This is a genomic window from Shewanella sp. NIFS-20-20 (assembly GCF_019209865.1).
Classification (GTDB): domain Bacteria; phylum Pseudomonadota; class Gammaproteobacteria; order Enterobacterales; family Shewanellaceae; genus Shewanella.
This window is the reverse complement of record NZ_JAHUTT010000052.1, coordinates 1-19,581: the sequence shown is the minus strand read 5'-3', so window position 1 is coordinate 19,581 and position 19,581 is coordinate 1. Positions and strand designations below refer to the sequence as shown.

Here is a 19,581-nt window from a genome sequence, read left to right as displayed (position 1 = left end):
AATAGTGAGCGAATAACTTAATCATTGAATTACATCATAAATTTCGTCTAATGATTGCTAATGACAATTAACAGTCATTAGATAACAGGTTATAATAGTCAGCAATAGCGCCCCAATGATGCCATGTCTGCATGGTTTATATAGGCAGAGTAATGGATCCGAATCATAATAAATGGTTAACCACAAATAATAAAAGTGGAATTCCTCAAGGTCTAGAATCTAAACAAGCATATTTTCAACAGCCCAATTTACCGTCAGAACTTCAGGCCCGCATCGCGTTGGCTCAGCAAGAAACCTTATCTGCAAAAAATGCGAATACCATGCGCAACTATCGCTTATATTGGCAACAATTCTGTGTTTGGTGTCAGCAGTATGGCGTTAATTTTTTACCGGCTGATCCTAATGTCGTCATGGCCTATCTGCAGGTGCAAAGCGAAAAACTCACCGACCGTGGATTTCATTTAAGTGCATCGACTTTGCATAACATGATGGCAGCGATTAATTATGCCCATGACATTAATCAACTGCCCTCACCCACCAAATTAAAAAAAATCCAAGAATACGTCGATACCATTAATCGCAATCGACGTCGGACAACCGTAGATAATCAAAAACGTGCAATCGTCGATTTTTATCTAGAGCAACTGATCGAAACCACCCAACAAGAAATTGCCCCACTACGCAGAGCTCGCGATTTAGCTATTATTTTAATGGGGCGTCAGGGCGCATTTCGACGATCTGAATTGGCACAGTTAACCCTCAATGATCTCGAGTTTTTACCGGATAGATTAAATGTCTCGCTGCGATTCAGCAAAGCGAGTCAAGACGGTAAACATCGACAGGTTAAAGAATTACTTAAAAACGAAAGTTATTCATGTTATCAAGCAATCGAAGAGTGGTTAGCGATTGCAGCGTTGCCTAAGCGAGGAAATGTACCGCTATTTCATTCGATCACACGCTGGGACAAATTAGCAAAACCGCGCGGTATGAATCACAAACCAGTTAACTTTAGCGGCCAGGAAATTTATCGCATCATCAAAAAACGCTGTCAACAAGCACACTTAGACGCAGAACTTTTTGGTGCACATAGTTTACGCAGCGGCTTACTTACCCAATGGGGTCGAGATGGCAAGTCGGTATTTTCAATGAAACAACGCAGTGGCCATCGCTCTATTACCTCCGTTGACCGTTACGTTCAAAGCGGATAAACAAAAAAAAGCCCGCTGAATGCGGGCTTTATTATTTTACGTTATCCATTACTAATACGAAAGCTTCACCTAATGTTGCAATCACAATGCCAAAAAACACTGATATAACTGCAATATAGGAAAGCCATCTTAAGACAGCAATTCCTTGATCCATAAATCCCTAAATAATGGTTTAACCTAACTTTTCTAAACCACCCATGTATGGACGCAGTACTTCAGGAACGGTAATGGTGCCGTCTTCATTTTGATAGTTTTCAAGTACGGCAACCAAGGTACGACCCACTGCTAAACCAGAGCCATTGAGTGTGTGTAACAATGCAGGTTTGTTGTCTTCTTTTGATCTGAAGCGAGCTTGCATCCGACGCGCTTGGAAATCTTTCATGTTGCTACAAGAAGAGATTTCACGGTAGGTGTTTTGAGCCGGTAGCCACACTTCAATATCATATGTTTTACTTGAACCGAAACCCATATCGCCCGTACAAAGTACCATTACTCGATATGGTAAGCCAAGCTTTTGTAAGACTTTTTCCGCATGACCGGTTAACTCTTCTAATGCCGCAGCAGAATCTTGAGGCTTAACCAATTGCACCATTTCTACTTTATCGAATTGGTGTTGACGAATTAAACCACGCGTGTCTTTGCCATAAGAACCTGCCTCACTACGGAAACATGGAGTGTGGGCTGTCATCTTTATCGGCAATTCAGCTTCATCAACAATCGTATCTCTAACTAAGTTTGTTAATGGCACTTCCGCCGTTGGGATTAAACTTAACCCTTGGCCTTCTTCGGTTGCCGGTTTGGTGTGGAATAAATCTTCACCAAACTTAGGTAATTGGCCAGTGCCCAATAAACTATCTGCGTTAACTAAATAAGGCACGTAGGCTTCAGTATAGCCATGCTCAACGGTATGCAAGTCGAGCATAAACTGTGCTAACGCGCGGTGCATTCTAGCGACTTGGCCCTTCATCACGATAAAACGAGAGCCGGTGATCTTCACGGCATTTTTAAAATCTAAGCCCGCGATACTTTCGCCTAAATCAACGTGATCGCGCACAGGGAAATTGAACTCAGTCACCGTGCCCCAGCGACGCACTTCGACGTTATCATTTTCATCATTACCTTGAGGCACACTGTCATCAGGTAAGTTAGGCATGCTCATGGCAATACCATTCAGTTCTTCCAGTAAATTGGCTAATTCAATTTTTTTTGCGTCGAGCAACGAACCAAGATCACCGACTTGCGCCATGATCGGAGCAACATCTTCACCCTTGGCTTTGGCTTGACCGATCGATTTAGATATAGCATTCCGCTTGGCTTGTAACTCTTCGGTTTCGACCTGTAAGGATTTACGCTGTTCTTCCAGCGCGTTTAAACGAGCTACGTCGAGGATAAAACCGCGTTTGGCTAAGCATTCAGCGGTGGTTTCTAATTCGTTTCGCAAAAATTTAGGATCTAACATAATTTATATTCTTAATATTTATACGCGGGAAAAGATCAATTGTTGTCCTAGGTAAACAGCCCCGAGACAGACGCCGAGATTCAATAATATATTCAAGCCTGCTTTAAACCATTGCGCTTGATTTATCAAAAGCATGGTCTCATTAGAAAAAGTCGAAAAGGTGGTTAATGCACCTAAAAATCCAACCCCAACTAACGCTTTTATTTCAGGGCTAATATGACTAACTTGGCCCAGAGCATACACACTGCCCATGATAAAGGAGCCCAACACATTGACTAACAGTGTACCAAAAGGAAAACCGCTACCAAATAGCTGGATCATCATAATTGATATTAAATAGCGAAAAACAGCACCAAATGCACCGCCACATGCCACTAACAGGATATTAATCATATCGTTTGATCTTGCTTTCGTTATCTAACTGCCTAAGGTTGCTTAACTTTTCAGCAATGCGCTTTTCAAACCCTCGGGCGCTAGGATGATAAAACTGACTGTCTTTTAATGCTTCGGGAAAGTAATTTTCACCGCTGGCGTATGCATGTTCTTCATTATGGGCGTAGCGATATTCTGCACCAAAACCAAGATCTTTCATCAGGCTCGTTGGTGCATTGCGCAAATGATGCGGTACGGATTCATGGCCGGTTTGCTTGGCTAATTGGCGTGCCTCATTGAATGCCATATAGACTGCATTACTTTTAGGGGCACTGGCGAGATAGATGATGGCTTGTGCAATCGCGCGCTCACCTTCAGCTGGACCGACTCTAATAAAACAATCCCAAGCATTAAGTGCTATGGTCATGGCTTGGGGATCGGCATTGCCAATATCTTCAGAAGCAATGGCTAATAATCGACGGGCGACATACAGAGGATCACCGCCCCCCTCTAAAATACGGCAATACCAATAGAGTGCAGCATCAGGCGCACTGCCTCTGATGGATTTATGCACGGCAGAAATGAGGTCATAAAAGGCATCACCGCCTTTATCGTATTGCGCAATGGGCTCACCGGCGACTTGAGCTAACATGTCACTGGTTAACTCATTACCGTCGTCAGCAAGATCTGACATTAACTCAAGCAAATTCAATGCTTTTCGACCATCACCAGCAGCTATCATCGCCAGTTGCGTCGCCACTTGTTCGCTCATCTGCAATTGACGTTGGCCAAGGCCGCGTTCGTTATCCCGAAGCCCATGGTTAATGACTTGTTTGATGTCATCATCACTGAGCTTATGGATCAAGTACACTCGCGCTCGTGACAATAAGGCGTTATTAATCTCAAACGAGGGATTTTCTGTGGTCGCACCGACAAAGATTACCGTGCCGTCTTCGATATAAGGTAAAAAAGCATCTTGTTGACTCTTATTAAACCTATGCACCTCATCGACAAACAATAATGTCCTTTGCCCACGAGACTGAGCTACGACTTTTGCTTGCTCAATCGCCGAACGGATCTCTTTCACCCCAGCGGATACCGCGGAAATTCGCTCGACGTGCGCGTTAACATAATGGGCGACTAGCTCTGCCAAGGTCGTCTTACCTGTCCCTGGCGGCCCCCAAAATAACATAGAGTGCGCACGACCGGCTTCAAGTGCTAACCGCAAAGGTTTGTTTTGCCCCAAGATATGATCTTGTCCAACATATTCAGCCAGCGTTTGTGGCCGCATTCTAGCGGCCAATGGACGAAAATCTGGCGAAAAATCGAAGCTGAAGCTGGACACTATTCGCCGCCTATCACCGGTTGACGTTGATCATCTACATCCACACCTTCCGGGATAACAAAGTTGAAAACATCTTGGTCATCTCTTGATAATGGCGTCTGATTCATTAATTCAAAATAACTGTTGTTACCTTGATTGTCTAAGATGGCTAAGCTAGATAATGCCTCACCATTCATGCAAATATTGACGTCTTGTACTTGCGAGTCAACGGCTAACGGCTTGATGCTGTAACATCCGTTAGCGCTGCTGACCTGATATTGCCGCCACAAGGATTCATCGTGCGACACTAAGAGTGCCAAAGGCGAGGCTTGCATGATGTCATCGGGAGATAAAATCGTGACTTCTTCAGCAAAAGGATTGTAGATCCACACCCCCGCGTCGTTGGCAATAATTAACGATTCATCGGGCGAGGTTAAGTGCCAATTCAATAGGTTGGGGGTTTTTAAGGCAATGGTGCCAGCACCTTGTTGGATCACTTTATCATTAATATCCGTTACGGTTTGCTTGAAGTCAGCTTGCAGCGACGTCATCTTAGCTAGTTGCTGTTGCAATGTCGTACTGTCAGAGGCAACACTCGCCGCAGAGACTAAGGCCAAGGTCACACTTATGCTTAATGTCTTAACTGAAAACATCATTTCTAATACCTCATTAATGTTTTGGCGGTGGTGGTGCTAACACTTCGCGATTACCATTATGGCCTTGTGAACTCACCACCCCTTGCGCTTCCATTTGTTCAATGATTCGCGCTGCACGGTTATAACCAATTTTGAATTTGCGCTGAACACTAGATATCGAACCACGTCGAGTTTCGGTGACAAAGGCTACCGCTTCATCGTATAAGGGATCCCAATCTTCTTCAGACTGCGCGGTTTCGCCCGGCAGTAACACTTGTTCACCATCACTGGCGCCTTGCAAAATTTCATCAATGTACTGCGGTTTACCGCGCGCTTTCCAATCTGCGACAACTTTATGGACTTCATGGTCATCGATGAAAGCGCCATGAACACGCGTAGGCACACTGGTACCAGGTGGCAAATACAACATGTCTCCCATGCCTAACAGGTTCTCTGCACCTTGTTGATCTAAAATGGTTCTAGAATCAATTCGCGATGACACTTGGAAAGCAATTCGAGTGGGAATATTGGCCTTGATAAGGCCAGTAATCACATCGACTGATGGACGCTGGGTCGCCAAAATTAAGTGGATACCCGCGGCGCGCGCTTTTTGCGCAATCCGAGTGATGAGCTCTTCGACCTTTTTGCCGACAATCATCATCATATCGGCAAACTCATCGACGACCACGACTAATGCGGGTAGTTTTTCTAATGCCGGAGCCTCATCCAACATAGACTCTGACGACTTCCACAGAGGATCTTGAATCGACTCACCGGCTTGTTTGGCTTGGGCTATTTTGGCGTTATAGCCCTTGAGATTTCGCACCCCAAGCGCTGACATTAATTTATAGCGACGCTCCATTTCACCCACACACCAACGTAAAGCATTGGCAGCTTCTTTCATGTCCGTAACGACTTCACATAATAAATGGGGAATACCGTCATATACCGACAGTTCCAACATCTTTGGATCGATCATAATAAAGCGCACATCGTCGGGTGACGACTTATACAATAAACTGGTGATCATCACATTGACGCCCACCGACTTACCCGAACCTGTGGTTCCGGCTACCAGCAAATGCGGCATTTTAGCCAGATCAGCAATGATAGGCTCACCTGAGATATCTTGGCCAAGCACCATAGATAAAGGGGATTTGCTTTCACGGAAGGCTTCGCTATCTAATACATCACGCATAAAGACGGTTTCGCGGAATTTATTCGGCAACTCAAGGCCTACATAGGCTTTACCCGGAATAACTTCCACGACTCGAACGCGTTCAGCCAACAATGAACGCGCAAGATCATTGGCTAAGTTAGTAATTTTTGATGCCTTAATGCCGGGAGCCAGTTCCAATTCAAAGCGTGTAACGACGGGGCCTGGAAACACACCGACAACTTGCGCCGCGATATTAAAGTCGGCAAGCTTAAGTTCGACTAAACGTGCCACTTGGTCTAACTCTTCAGCAGAAATCGGATTTTTAGAACGATTCGGCACATCAAGCAAAGAGATGCAAGGTAGCGGGTTAAGTGGTTTAGGCGCCACAATAGCTTCGCCATCAAGGGTGACAATGCCATCGACCACTTTGGCTTGTTTTACGACCGACACTTGTCGGATAACAGGCTGTTCTGCCGTATTTTCAGCGGCGATAGCCATTGTTTCGGCATGTATAGGCGCTGGCTCTTGCCATGGCGCGGTATCATCAACGGCGCTGATGCCCATCGGCACTTCAAATGAGTGTTCGTCATGAGTAAGCGTTGGCAAAGCGGCAGCGTTGTCGTGTGTATTATCACTGTGATGGTGAGTATCTAACTCTGATATATATAGCGGATGATGTTGACTCGCTTCATCAGACTCAGGCTGTTTCTCTTGTGGTTGCTCTGGCGCATTATCGGCGCTGGCAGTTTGTGAATCGGTTAGGTCATCGTTTACCGGCGCTTTGTCAGTGCTTTTTTGCGATTTAAATTTAGCGACTAACGACATAAAGCCTTTAGTATCCTCGGTATCCCCCTGACCATTAAGCTTTTCTGAAGCGAGATAACGTGGCAGTTGTCGCAGCTTATTGACACACCAAAGAGTGCCCTGCCCGACTAACTCAACCACAGTAATCCAGCTAATGCCGGTGAGTAAGGTAAAGCCGGCTCCAACGAATGACAACAATAATAACGTCGTTCCCAGCGGGTTAAAATAAGGAAGCATCGCGCTTACGATAACATCACCGCACACCCCTCCCGCAGAGAAGGCATAAATATCAACGGCATTCATACTCGATAGTGCGGCAACGCCCATCATAACTAATAAGAAACCAACCAATCTTAAGCCGACAGAAAAGTAGTCAATTTCCAGTAAACGATAGGCGCGTTTGAATAATAACCAACCGGATAATGCAACCATCATTGGCACTAAATAGGCGGTGTATCCAAAAAAATAAAATAGTACGTCAGCAATCCATGCCCCAACAGCGCCAGTTAAATTGTTGATTTGGCCGTGAAAATGGGTTTGACTCCAACCTGGATCAGCCGGGTCAAAACTGGTCAAAGATAATAAAATGAAAGCCGCAAAGATGCAGCAGCACAGTAATGCACCTTCTAATAAACGCTGCAGGCCGGATAATGTGTAAGATTGCGTTCCCTGAGACAAAGGATTGTTCCGTAAACTCGGTAGATATTAATACTGTAACGATACCAGAATGAAACTCAAGATGCAGCGAAAACACTTCGATGAACTGATTAAAGCGTATTAAAGCAACGCATTTATAAAAAAAGGCCCCGCAGGGCCTAATTACATAATGAAGATAGTCGCTTAGGCTTCAGCTAACGCGTTAATCGCAACACGATTAGTTTGCTTAACTTCTTCCATAACGACATAGGTTCGGGTATCAGACACAGCGGGTAGTTTAAGTAATGTTTCGCCTAACAAGCGGCGATAGGCTGACATATCAGATACTCGTGTTTTTAGCAGATAATCAAAATCGCCCGAGACCAAGTGACATTCTTGAATATCGTCGAGTAATTGTACTGCACGATTAAACTTGTCGAAAACCTCAGGGGTGTCTCGAGTCAGTGTAATTTCAACAAACACCAATAAAGAGGCGCCTAAGTAATGTGGGTTCACCAAGGCAGTGTAGCCATTGATATAACCTTGTTTCTCAAGCCTTTTTACTCTTTCTAAACAAGGTGTTGGACTGAGTCCAACGCGTTTAGAAAGCTCAACATTGGAAATGCGACCGTCAATTTGTAGCTCATTAAGGATGTTCCGATCGATACGGTCCAGTTCCTTTAGGGGGTTGTTCTTATTATTTGGCATATTTTTAACCTTGTTTTATCACTAAAACAACATTTTATTTTGTGGATAAATAAAGTTCAGCAGCATAATCTGCACAATGAGTAATATACTAGAACTGCCTGAAATAATCACGTCAGGGCAACACAAAATAACAAATTTATATAAAAAACAGGTGTTTTTACGTAGAGGCTTACAATGATAATTGGCGTACCAAAAGAAATAAAGAATCATGAATACCGTGTTGGTATGGTTCCAGCAAGTGTGCGTGAGTTGACGAATCGTGGTCATCAAGTGATCGTTGAAACAAATGCAGGTTCAGGCATAGGTTTTACTGATCAAGATTATCTGGACGTCGGCGCAGAGATTAGTCAATTGGCTAGTGATATCTTTGCCCGTGCTGACATGATAGTTAAAGTAAAGGAGCCGCAAGCCGTTGAGCGTGCAATGTTACGTCACGATCAAATTCTATTTACTTATTTACATTTAGCGCCTGACTTACCGCAGACACAAGAGCTCCAACAATCTGGCGCTGTCTGTATTGCTTATGAAACCGTCACTGATGCTCGTGGAGGCTTACCCCTATTAGCACCAATGTCTGAGGTTGCTGGCCGCATGTCTATTCAAGCCGGCGCAATGGCATTAGAAAAATCACGTGGCGGCAGCGGTATGTTGCTCGGTGGCGTCCCTGGGGTTGAACCTGCCAAAGTCGTGATTATCGGTGGCGGTATGGTCGGCGCCAATGCTGCGCAAATGGCCGTAGGTCTCGGTGCTGACGTAGTTGTTCTTGATCGCAGCATTGATGCATTACGTCGTTTAAACGTTCAATTCGGCAGTAAAGTAAAAGGTGTCTATTCGACTGCGGATGCTATTGAGCGTCATGTTTTAGCGGCCGACCTCGTGATTGGCGGCGTGCTCATTCCTGGCGCAGCGGCACCAAAACTTGTTAGCCGTGATCTGGTTGCACGAATGAAGCCGGGTAGCGCTATCGTCGATGTGGCTATCGATCAAGGTGGTTGTGTCGAAACCTCCCATGCAACCACCCATCAAGATCCTACTTATATTGTTAATGATGTAGTTCATTATTGTGTAGCAAATATGCCGGGTGCTGTGGCTCGCACCTCAACCTTCGCATTGAACAATGTGACCCTGCCCTACATCATTACGTTAGCCCAGCAAGGTTATCGTAAAGCCTTGTTAGCCGATGAGCATTTGCTTAATGGTCTCAATGTCATGCATGGGAAGATCACTTGTGAAGAAGTTGCTGAATCGCATCACTTACCTTTTGTGTCACCGGTGACCCTGCTGAGTTAATGGGTATGATATGAAAAAAGCCGGTTAGCCGGCTTTTTTTTCGATTAAAACAATCGACTATTAAGCCGCGAAGCCACTTTACCCTGCCATAGAAATTCCCTACAATCTCAACCATTAATAGGGCACGGAGAACAAAATGAGCCAAGCCAGACACGTCAATTTATTAATTCTGGGTTCAGGCCCTGCTGGTTACACCGCTGCGGTTTACGCGGCTCGAGCTAACCTCAAACCAGTGATGATCACTGGGATGCAGCAAGGCGGTCAGTTGACCACCACCACCGAAGTTGAAAACTGGCCAGGTGACGCCGACGATCTAACCGGTCCAGCGTTAATGGAGCGCATGCAAAAGCATGCCGAGAAGTTTGATACCGAAATCATTTTTGATCACATTCATCAGGTCGAGTTGACTGAGCGTCCATTTAAATTGAAAGGTGATTCTGGTGAGTACACCTGTGACGCCCTCATCATTGCGACCGGTGCCTCGGCACGCTATTTAGGCCTTGATTCTGAAGAAGCCTTTAAAGGGCGCGGCGTATCCGCTTGTGCCACTTGTGATGGTTTCTTTTATCGAAATCAAAAAGTGGCGGTGGTCGGTGGCGGTAATACTGCTGTCGAAGAGGCTTTGTATTTAAGCAATATCGCCAGCGAAGTCCACTTAGTGCATCGTCGCGATAGTTTCCGCTCGGAGAAGATCTTGATCGACAGACTGATGGATAAGGTCGCTAATGGCAATATCATTTTGCATTTAGACCAAACTTTAGACGAAGTGGTCGGTGACAACATGGGGGTGACCGGTGCTAACCTTAAAAATGTCAAAGATGGCAGCATTAATACGCTCGAAGTCGCTGGGGTGTTCATCGCTATCGGTCATAGCCCAAATACACAAATTTTCGACGGCCAATTAGCTATGAATAATGGCTACCTTAAAGTTCAAAGCGGACTGGAAGGTAATGCCACCCAAACTAGTATTCCTGGGGTTTTTGCAGCTGGTGATGTGATGGATCACATTTATCGCCAAGCGATTACTTCTGCTGGTACGGGCTGCATGGCTGCATTAGATGCTGAACGCTTTCTCGATGCAATATAAGCCTTAACCTTGGGGTTGTAACTGGTGGAGACGCGAGTTAACTGCCCTATTTTATATCAACTCAGCTTCGGCTGAGTTTTTTATTATCGTTTGCCCAACTATCAGTCCGCATTGAACTAAGTTAGCGATCCTCGCCCGTTGCTTGCTTTATTCGTTTCATAACGCGTGTTGAATGATTGCCGCTCAGATAGAAAAACCATAGATACCTTGTTTGGCAGTATTGGCTGGTGATGGGTGTGCTTAGGCGTAGCATTACTCGTTGCCCTGATACCAATAACCAAACGAAAAAAGGGACCAGATGGTCCCTTTTTAATGAGAAACAAGACTAATTACTTAGTCAGAGCTTCTTTTGCTTTTTCAACTAAAGTTGCAAATACAACTTTGTCGAATACAGCGATGTCTGCCAAAATCTTACGATCGATTTCGATAGACGCCTTCTTCAGACCGTTAATGAAACGGCTGTAAGACAGACCATTTTGACGAGAAGCCGCATTGATACGAGCAATCCACAGTTGACGGAATTGACGTTTTTTCTGGCGACGGTCACGGTAAGCATATTGGCCAGCTTTAGTTACAGCTTGAACTGCAACGCGGAAAGTACGGCTACGAGCGCCATAATAACCTTTAGCTTGCTTTAAAACTTTTTTGTGACGAGCACGAGCGGTTACACCACGCTTAACTCTTGGCATTTATTCTATCTCCTCAAATTAAGCGTAAGGCAGCTGACGAGCGATCATCGGCATGTCGGCTTTTGAAACTAAACACTTAGCACGTAAGTGACGCTTACGCTTGGTGCTCTTCTTGGTCAAAATGTGACGTAAGTGTGCTTGCTTGCGCTTGAAACCATTGGCGGTTTTCTTAAAGCGTTTTGCAACACCCTTGTCTGACTTCATCTTAGGCATTTCTAAAACTCCGCATTGGGATGTTAATGAATAGCAAGGCGAAAAGGGGGTTGATAAATCAGCCCCCTTTTACTTTAAAGGTTGCCCTACTTATTTCTTTTTCGGTGCTAAAACCATAACGGCTTGTCGACCTTCCATTTTCGGGAAGGATTCAACTACAGCAACTTCGTCCAAATCGGCTTTGATACGGTTCAATAGATCCATACCTAAGCTTTGGTGTGCCATCTCGCGACCGCGGAAACGCAGCGTAACTTTCGCTTTGTCACCATCTTCAAGAAAACGAATCAGGTTGCGTAGTTTTACCTGATAGTCGTTTTCATCAGTTCCAGGACGGAATTTAATTTCCTTAACCTGAACCTGTTTTTGCTTTTTCTTCTGTTCTTTGGCAGATTTTGCCTTATCAAACAGAAACTTTCCGTAGTCCATAATGCGACATACTGGCGGTTCAGCATTGGGGCTGATTTCAACCAGATCAACACCTGACTCATCGGCCAGACCCTGAGCTTCTTTTATCGTTACAATACCAAGTTGCTCGCCTTCAATGCCGGTTAAGCGTACTTCTGGTACACCGGTGATTTCTTCATTGATGCGGTTTGGGGCCGGCTGACGCCCTGTTTTTTTGATCTTTATGACCTAGTCCTCCAACAAATTGAGACTACGGAGCGAAATTTGTTGCTTAACTTTATCTGCAAAATCATTTAATTTAATTTTGCCTAAGTCAACCCCATCTCGGGTTCGCACCGCTACTTCCTTATTTTCCATTTCCTGATCGCCTACGACCAGCAAATAAGGCACACGTCTTAAGGTGTGTTCACGTATTTTAAAGCCTATTTTCTCATTCCTCAAGTCCGTAGTAGCACGAATGCCCTGTTCTTTGAAGAATTTGCTGATTTCTTCTACATAATCAGCTTGTTTATCTGTGATATTCATAATCACAGCCTGGACTGGCGCCAACCATAATGGGAATTTACCTGCGTATTCTTCGATAAGAATACCGATAAAACGTTCCAACGACCCTAAAATAGCACGATGGATCATTACAGGGGTTTGGCGGCTGTTGTCTTCGGCGACATATGTCGCACCTAAACGACCAGGTAAGGCATAATCGAGCTGCACAGTACCACATTGCCACGCACGATCCAAACAATCATGCAAAGTAAATTCAATTTTTGGTCCGTAGAAGGCACCTTCACCCGGCAAAATTTCAAATTCAATGTTGTTATTGCTCAGCGCTTGCTTCAACGCTTCTTCAGCGCGATCCCACATGGCATCGTCACCAATACGTTTTTCTGGACGCGTTGACAGCTTCACCACAATGTTTTCAAATCCAAATGTGGCATAAGTGTCATACACCATTTGAATGCAGGCACTAACTTCTTGCTGAACTTGTTCTTCAGTACAGAAGATATGAGCATCGTCCTGAGTAAAACCGCGAACGCGCATCAAACCATGCAAAGAACCTGAAGGCTCGTTGCGATGACAGCAACCAAACTCAGCCATCCGTAATGGCAAATCACGGTAAGACTTCAATCCCTGATTGAAAATCTGCACATGACCTGGGCAGTTCATTGGCTTAATGGCATATTCACGGTTTTCGCTGTTAGTGGTAAACATGGCATCGGAATATTTATCCCAATGGCCTGAGCGTTCCCACAACACGCGGTCCATCATTAATGGGCCTTTAACTTCTTGATAGTCATATTGACCTAACTTTTGACGAACAAAGCTCTCTAACCCCAGGAACAGGCGCCAGCCGTCATTGTGCCAGAACACCATACCCGGTGCTTCTTCTTGCATATGGTATAAGTCTAACTGCTTACCAATTTTACGATGGTCGCGCTTGGCTGCTTCTTCTAAGCGTGACAAATAGGCTTTTAGTGCTTTTTTATCAGCCCATGCTGTCCCGTAAATACGTTGCAGCATTTTATTGTCGGAGTTTCCTCGCCAGTAGGCGCCGGCAACACTCATTAACTTGAAGTTCTGACAGAATCGCATGTTAGGCACGTGTGGACCACGGCACATATCAGTGTATTCTTGGTGATGATATAACGCAGGCGTTTGGTCTCTGCCAATATTCTCATCAAGAATAGCCATTTTGTATGGTTCTTGACGTGTATCAAAAGCGTCTCTGGCTTCTTGCCAGCTCACGACTTTTTTAACGACATCATAATTCGTTTTCGCCAGTTCAAGCATGCGCTTTTCTAACTGGTCAATATCTTCCTGAGTTAATTTATGATCTAAATCGACATCATAATAAAAACCGTTGTCAATGGTCGGGCCGATTGCCATTTTAGTCTCAGGCCACATTTGCTTAATTGCATGACCTAATAAATGGGCACATGAATGACGCAGGATTTCTAAGCCTTCATCGTCTTTAGCGGTGATAATGGCCAATTCAGCGTCAGTGTCAATCAGATCACAGGCGTCTTTAAGTTCACCATTGACTCGACCAGCGATACACGCTTTTGCAAGGCCAGGGCCAATATCGGCAGCGACATCCATGGTAGAAACGGCATGAGCAAATTCACGTTTGCTGCCATCAGGAAGGGTAATTACAGGCATTAAAAAATCCTTGTCCAGTGGTGACCCGTACGTAGGGCCACTTGGTAATCAATAAAAAGAAGGTTGAAGCACAGACTTCAAATCATTCATTTCAGCATCAAAGACAGTACTGAAGCCTTTAGTCGTGCGAAATGACCCAAAATTTTACGCCAATTGACCTGCGTGACGCAAGTTACAACGCCGGTAAATGTCATCAAATTGCCTTCTCCGTGTCATGGCACTGTCAAACAGTCGCTTTATGTTGTGGATATTGTCTATGAGGCCAAGGAGTGCATTATGTCAACATCAAACTATTCCCGAATCACCGCTATCGCCCAATGGATGATGGCCTTAATATTAAGCCTGCTCTATTGCTGGCTCAGTGCTGTCTGTCAAGCTGAGGGCATAGAAACACAACCCGAGGCGTTAATCCCTACGGTACACGTCAGCTCTGAGCTAAACACTGAGACTATATTGGCAGATATCGAACGCTTATTAGTTGAAATGAACCATATACAACAAGACACCTTGTTTGATCTGAACCTGAAAGAAACCCATCAACACACCGTCGCCACGGGCCAGGCTGTGTTGTATACAACGGATTGAGCGCTGATCAAGCTTGAGCAAAATGGCAAAATATTGTTAACTGCCCAATCAGGACTTACGGCAGGAAACCATAATGGAACAAGCACAATGGGCTTTTATTAGCGGGTCAGGACAACGGCTCGGCGCCAGCATGGCACGACATTTACATGGATTAGGCTACAATATCGCCCTGCACTATCGTCATTCAATTGAGCCGGCGCAAAGACTGGCTAATGAGTTAAATCAATGTCGTTCCAACAGTGTTCAACTGTTTGGTGCCGATCTTACGGATGCCAAGCAGCTGGCAGGCTTAATCGACGCTATTCAGCGCCAGCAACTCCCTCTTAATGTTCTTATCAATAATGCCAGTGAATTCTTCCCTACCGATTGGCAAGATATTTCGATTGAAAAATTTCAGCAGTTAATTCAAGTTAATCTCGTGGCCCCTTGTCTGTTAATTCAAGGCTTGTTCACTCAGCTTGCGGCCAATCAAGGTTGCGTCATCAATATGATTGATATCCATGGGCAACGCCCGTTAAAGCATCATGGACTATACTCAGTCACTAAAGCCGGCCTACAGATGGCAACGCTTTCGATGGCACAAGAGTTTGCCCCCGCCATCAGGGTCAATGGCATTGCACCCGGCGCAATTTTATGGCCTGAACAAAGTCAATCAACGTCACAACAACAGGTTTTGGCTGAGATCCCAATGGGGCGTGCAGGCTCTCTGGATGATATTAATAAAACACTACAGTTTTTAGTTGAATCAGCGTATATCAACGGACAAATTATTGCCGTGGATGGCGGACGCAGTGCTACTGGCTATCGAGGGGCTTGACCCCTTGGAGGTTGAAATGAAGCTAAAAAAACAAATTATTAGCTGTCCGCATTGTGGACATCATTTACATATTGATGTCGACATGAGCCAAGGCGATCAAGATTATTACGACGATTGCCGAGTATGTTGTCATCCGATCCATTTTAATTTGCACGTCGATGAAGTACACCGCACTCTCGAATTACACGTGAGTGCGGATGATGACTGAAGCAAAGGTTAACCGAGCGACCGCTCCGACAGATATCGTTCAACCGTGTCGACAATGACCTGAGTTTGTGTGTCAATTTCAATATTGACCTCATCGCCCTCGGATAATTGACTAAGGTTGGTTAATGCTAATGTCTCGGGAATAAGGTGGAGCATAAACGAATCCGTTGACACTTTACCCACGGTCAAGCTACAGCCATTGACTCCCACAAAGCCTTTATAAAAAATATATTTTAACCACTGTTCATCTAGTTGTAATTCAAGATCATAATGCTCACTTGTGTGCATTAATTTGCGCACAGTGGCCCGGGTGTGGATATGCCCGGATAAAATATGGCCACCAATTTCACTGCCAAAACACAGCGAACGTTCGACATTGACCGGATCACCAGCTTGCAAAAGTGCGAGATTGGTCACGCATAAGGTCTCTTCCATTACATCATAAAAGACCCTATGATCCTCTATCCTAGTGACGGTAAGACAAACTCCATTATTCGCCACACTAGCACCCGTTTGTAATCCCTTGGTGAGCTCAGATGTCATTGACACTTCCAACGTATGAAATCCGGGATTTTTCTCTATCGTCACCACATCACATGTGGCCTGTACAATACCTGTAAACATTCTTAACCTACGTAATTAAAGGCAATTTTTCATGAACCATTCCGGCTATCAAGCCAAACGACTAATACAACTGGCCATGCCAGTGCTTATCGCTCAGGTAACGCAAACCATGATGGGATTTATTGATACCCTGATGGCTGGCCGAGTCGGTGCTGTCGATATGGCGGCGGTTGCCGTTGGTACCAGCTTGTGGTTACCGGCGATTCTGTTTGTGCAAGGATTACTTATGGCATTTACGCCGTTATTTGCACATCACCATGGTGCTGATAACACCCAAGCTATTAGACCGCTTGCGCACCAAGCCGCTTATATTGCCATTATTGGTAGCATAGGTGTGATGTTATTTCTTGGATCTGCGCGATTTATCCTAAGTTTTATGAACTTAGAACCCGAACTGTATGAATTGACCATTGGCTATATCAACGGAATTTTATGGGGTGCTCCGGCGTTTGTACTTTATCAAGTATTGCGAGGCACCGCCGAAGGTATTTCATATACCTTACCGACCATGGTGATAGGGTTTGTGGGTTTAGCGGTGAACATACCGGCTAACTATATTCTTATTTATGGCCATTTTGGTATGCCCGCAATGGGAGGCGCTGGTTGTGGAGTAGCAACCGCATTAGTCTTCTGGGCGATGTTTATCAGCATGGCTATCTATATGCACTGGCATCGCCGCTTTGCGGACATTGCCATCTTTAAGCAGTTTAGCAAGCCAAACTTAGCGAGCATGTGGAGCATGACCAAATTGGGGATGCCTGTCGCTATGTCGATGTTTTTTGAAGTCAGTCTGTTTGCGATTATCGCCCTGTTACTAGCACCGCTGGGTTCAATCGTGGTGGCTGGGCATCAAATTGCACTAAACTTTTCCTCGATAGTATTTATGCTGCCGCTTTCCATTGGTATCGCTGTGTCTATTCGGGTCGGTTATTATTTGGGGCGTGATCAACTCGACATTGCAGCTAAAGTCACCAAAATTGGTTTAATGCTGTCATTTGGTCTCGCGGTGTTCACTGCGATTGCGACGGTGATCTTTAGATATGATATCGCTGAGCTTTATAACACGAACCCTGAAGTGGTCACTTTAGCGGGAAGTTTAATGTTACTTGCGGCCTTATATCAATTATCGGATTCAGTACAAGTTGTGGCAGCAGGTGCCTTGCGTGGTTATAAAGACACTCGCAGTGCATTTTATATTACCTTAGTGTCTTATTGGTTTATCGGTATGGGCTTAGGTTACTCATTAGCTTATACCGATTATATTGTTCCTCAGATGGGAGCCCACGGTTTTTGGATTGGCCTCATAGCTGGGTTAACATCAGCCGCAATCATGTTCGCCTTCCGTTTGAAAGTCATTCAAAAACGTGGACATAGTCAGCAAGCCATTCAAGTTTCGTAGTTATCGCCCAAACATTGGCTGCAAAACAACCAGTTTGTGCAGCCAATGAACATTCAAGCCAAAACTTATGATTTTTTACTTGCATGCAATTAATCATCACCATAATATAGCGCTCGTCCCAAGGCATCTGTGAAAAAGAACTTGTGACAAAATCAACATGATAGACAATATTGATTGTTACACCCGTAGCTCAATTGGATAAAAAGAGTAGCACTACCCTCTTTTAATCACAGCAAGCTATGGGTCGGTGGTTCAATCCACCAAAAATATACAGTACACCCGTAGCTCAGTTGGTTAGAGCACTACCTTGACATGGTAGGGGTCGGTGGTTCGAGTCCACTCGGGTGTACCACTCTTTTCACAGAGTCTAAATTGTGAAGGTTAAAGACGGTGGTAAAATCCACCAAAATATACAATACACCCGTAGCTCAGTTGGATAAAAAGAGTAGCACTACCCTCTTTGAATCACAGCAGGGTATGGGTCGGTGGTTCAATCCACCGAAATATACAGTACACCCGTAGCTCAGTTGGTTAGAGCACTACCTTGACATGGTAGGGGTCGGTGGTTCGAATCCACTCGGGTGTACCACTCTTTTCACAGAGTCTAAATTGTGAAGATTAAAGACGGTGGTCCAATCCACCAAAATAATCAATACACCCGTAGCTCAGTTGGATAAAAAGAGTAGCACTACCCTCTTTTAATCACAGCAGGGTATGGGTCGGTGGTTCAAACCACCAAAAAATACAGTACACCCGTAGCTCAGTTGGATAAAAAGAGTAGCACTACCCTCATTTAATCACAGCAGGGTATGAGTCGGTGGTTCAAACCACCAAAATATACAGTACACCCGTAGCTCAGTTGGTTAGAGCACTACCTTGACATGGTAGGGGTCGGTGGTTCGAGTCCACTCGGGTGTACCATATCTTGCTTTAACCTTATGAAATATCAAGTATTCGATATTTTACAATCTAAAATACTTTACATTCCTCAGTGACAAACTCCAAAAATCTGTGCCAACTCTCCCTTGAAATATTATTTGAAACCCATTCGTTTTTTAAGAATTAAAGTCCTCTGCCGAATTGTTCAAAGTGCAAAATTACATTCAAAAGCTTAAAAAAGGCACAAGAGTCCTTATTATATTCACTAAGGATTGTTAACAGCTCGATTAAGCACTTTGATTCATATCGTCATCAAATATTGATAACTCTTTTACATTGCTACTCCTTGGAACATAAATCCATTAAAATCTCGCTGTAAAATTTTTTCTAGTACGTGATCAGTTGCTTTTGCAAGCTCATAAATAAACGTAACAACTTTGTGGTAAGCGATGGCATCATCTTGTTTGCACATAACAGGATAACTACCGACCTAAGAAATGTTTGAAGTTTAAGCATCCAGCTGTTGTATTTAAACAATAGCCCCTCAATTTGGCGAGTATCGTCTTTCGAAGTTGAATTCGGATTTAAAATTTATTCAACAGTTCTGCGCTTAGCTTCTCAAACATTGAAGGTTGCACTCTTTTTAACTCTTCACAACCACATTCAGGGCACTCTGTTCGTACATCATTGGGTAATAATACATCGCTTTTGGGCGCCCTAACTGAACTCCACTGACATTTTGGACAAACAAGTTTGTAAGGTTTAGGTGGAAATGGCATGTTAAAGTTTACTCACTATGGTAAGCCCCTAGTTTTCTAGACACTTTCTAAGTTCTCATAATACTGCTTTTCAAACTTCATTGGAGACAGTCCGTTATTACTACCATGATGCCGCACTGGATTGTAGAAATATTCGATATAGTTA

Annotated in this window: 18 protein-coding genes, 3 tRNA genes and 1 pseudogene; 11 read left to right on the top strand and 11 right to left on the bottom strand. The window is 44.4% G+C overall.

Features of this window, described 5'->3' with window-relative positions; translation table 11 throughout:
* Positions 1 to 152 precede the first annotated feature (152 nt).
* Entirely contained in the window at positions 153 to 1,208 is a 1,056-nt protein-coding gene (locus KU855_RS14660; RefSeq protein ID WP_218531028.1) for a tyrosine-type recombinase/integrase, read from the top strand.
* A gap of 172 nt (positions 1,209 to 1,380) precedes the next feature.
* Here KU855_RS14660 and serS read toward each other — a convergent pair whose 3' ends face one another.
* The 6 genes from serS to lrp all read right to left on the bottom strand — a co-directional run bounded on the left by serS (position 1,381) and on the right by lrp (position 8,305).
* Positions 1,381 to 2,667: a serine--tRNA ligase gene (gene serS / locus KU855_RS14655; RefSeq protein WP_218531027.1), complete on the bottom strand. Its 1,287-nt coding sequence runs from the start codon at positions 2,665 to 2,667 to the stop codon at positions 1,381 to 1,383.
* A gap of 18 nt (positions 2,668 to 2,685) precedes the next feature.
* Entirely contained in the window at positions 2,686 to 3,060 is a 375-nt protein-coding gene (gene crcB / locus KU855_RS14650) for a fluoride efflux transporter CrcB (protein WP_218531026.1), read from the bottom strand.
* On the bottom strand, positions 3,053 to 4,384 hold the full coding sequence (locus KU855_RS14645) for a replication-associated recombination protein A (protein WP_218531025.1): 1,332 nt from the start codon (positions 4,382 to 4,384) through the stop codon (positions 3,053 to 3,055). Before KU855_RS14645 ends, crcB begins: the two co-directional genes overlap by 8 nt.
* Positions 4,384 to 5,019 (bottom strand): outer membrane lipoprotein chaperone LolA, encoded by a 636-nt coding sequence (lolA, locus tag KU855_RS14640; protein ID WP_218531024.1) that lies wholly within the window; start codon positions 5,017 to 5,019, stop codon positions 4,384 to 4,386. The genes KU855_RS14645 and lolA overlap by 1 nt, the downstream gene beginning before the upstream one ends.
* Positions 5,020 to 5,032: 13 nt before the next feature.
* Positions 5,033 to 7,639, bottom strand: a complete 2,607-nt coding sequence (locus tag KU855_RS19115; protein WP_218531023.1) for a DNA translocase FtsK 4TM domain-containing protein — start codon at positions 7,637 to 7,639, stop codon at positions 5,033 to 5,035.
* A 162-nt stretch (positions 7,640 to 7,801) separates the two neighbouring features.
* Complete coding sequence (lrp, locus tag KU855_RS14630; protein ID WP_218531022.1) at positions 7,802 to 8,305, bottom strand: leucine-responsive transcriptional regulator Lrp; 504 nt, start codon at positions 8,303 to 8,305, stop codon at positions 7,802 to 7,804.
* 174 nt (positions 8,306 to 8,479) lie between these two features.
* Between lrp and ald the strand changes: the two genes are divergently transcribed.
* Positions 8,480 to 9,595, top strand: a complete 1,116-nt coding sequence (gene ald / locus KU855_RS14625; RefSeq protein WP_218531021.1) for an alanine dehydrogenase — start codon at positions 8,480 to 8,482, stop codon at positions 9,593 to 9,595.
* A 136-nt stretch (positions 9,596 to 9,731) separates the two neighbouring features.
* On the top strand, positions 9,732 to 10,682 hold the full coding sequence (gene trxB, locus KU855_RS14620; protein ID WP_218531020.1) for a thioredoxin-disulfide reductase: 951 nt from the start codon (positions 9,732 to 9,734) through the stop codon (positions 10,680 to 10,682).
* A 329-nt stretch (positions 10,683 to 11,011) separates the two neighbouring features.
* On the opposite strand, the gene rplT is transcribed toward trxB, so the two are convergent.
* The 4 genes from rplT to thrS form a co-directional block, all read right to left on the bottom strand.
* Positions 11,012 to 11,371, bottom strand: coding sequence for a 50S ribosomal protein L20 (rplT, locus tag KU855_RS14615; RefSeq protein ID WP_140932597.1), 360 nt, complete (start codon positions 11,369 to 11,371; stop codon positions 11,012 to 11,014).
* An 18-nt stretch (positions 11,372 to 11,389) separates the two neighbouring features.
* Positions 11,390 to 11,584, bottom strand: coding sequence for a 50S ribosomal protein L35 (rpmI, locus tag KU855_RS14610; RefSeq protein WP_140932598.1), 195 nt, complete (start codon positions 11,582 to 11,584; stop codon positions 11,390 to 11,392).
* Between the two features lie 90 nt (positions 11,585 to 11,674).
* The gene (gene infC, locus KU855_RS14605) at positions 11,675 to 12,214 is read right to left on the bottom strand and encodes a translation initiation factor IF-3 (RefSeq protein WP_218531033.1); all 540 of its coding nucleotides are present in this window, start codon (positions 12,212 to 12,214) and stop codon (positions 11,675 to 11,677) included.
* Between the two features lie 3 nt (positions 12,215 to 12,217).
* Entirely contained in the window at positions 12,218 to 14,146 is a 1,929-nt protein-coding gene (gene thrS, locus KU855_RS14600) for a threonine--tRNA ligase (RefSeq protein ID WP_218531019.1), read from the bottom strand.
* A gap of 276 nt (positions 14,147 to 14,422) precedes the next feature.
* Here thrS and KU855_RS14595 point away from each other — a divergent pair, with 276 nt between their 5' ends.
* From KU855_RS14595 to KU855_RS14585, 3 genes are all read left to right on the top strand, one after another.
* Entirely contained in the window at positions 14,423 to 14,731 is a 309-nt protein-coding gene (locus tag KU855_RS14595) for a hypothetical protein (RefSeq protein WP_218531018.1), read from the top strand.
* Positions 14,732 to 14,804: 73 nt separating this feature from the next.
* Positions 14,805 to 15,548 (top strand): SDR family oxidoreductase, encoded by a 744-nt coding sequence (locus KU855_RS14590; RefSeq protein ID WP_218531017.1) that lies wholly within the window; start codon positions 14,805 to 14,807, stop codon positions 15,546 to 15,548.
* A 16-nt stretch (positions 15,549 to 15,564) separates the two neighbouring features.
* Complete coding sequence (locus KU855_RS14585; RefSeq protein WP_218531016.1) at positions 15,565 to 15,756, top strand: CPXCG motif-containing cysteine-rich protein; 192 nt, start codon at positions 15,565 to 15,567, stop codon at positions 15,754 to 15,756.
* An 8-nt stretch (positions 15,757 to 15,764) separates the two neighbouring features.
* Here KU855_RS14585 and KU855_RS14580 read toward each other — a convergent pair whose 3' ends face one another.
* Positions 15,765 to 16,379, bottom strand: coding sequence for a riboflavin synthase subunit alpha (locus KU855_RS14580; RefSeq protein ID WP_218531015.1), 615 nt, complete (start codon positions 16,377 to 16,379; stop codon positions 15,765 to 15,767).
* Positions 16,380 to 16,410: 31 nt separating this feature from the next.
* On the opposite strand from KU855_RS14580, the gene KU855_RS14575 reads away from it, so the two are divergent.
* The 5 genes and pseudogenes from KU855_RS14575 to KU855_RS14555 all read left to right on the top strand — a co-directional run.
* Complete coding sequence (locus tag KU855_RS14575; RefSeq protein ID WP_218531014.1) at positions 16,411 to 17,778, top strand: MATE family efflux transporter; 1,368 nt, start codon at positions 16,411 to 16,413, stop codon at positions 17,776 to 17,778.
* A 275-nt stretch (positions 17,779 to 18,053) separates the two neighbouring features.
* Positions 18,054 to 18,130, top strand: a tRNA-Val gene (locus tag KU855_RS14570).
* 160 nt (positions 18,131 to 18,290) lie between these two features.
* Positions 18,291 to 18,367, top strand: a tRNA-Val gene (locus tag KU855_RS14565).
* 255 nt (positions 18,368 to 18,622) lie between these two features.
* Positions 18,623 to 18,699: transfer RNA gene (locus tag KU855_RS14560), tRNA-Val, on the top strand.
* Between the two features lie 400 nt (positions 18,700 to 19,099).
* Positions 19,100 to 19,197: pseudogene (locus KU855_RS14555) on the top strand (IS30 family transposase); the annotation flags it as partial.
* Positions 19,198 to 19,581: the final 384 nt, after the last annotated feature.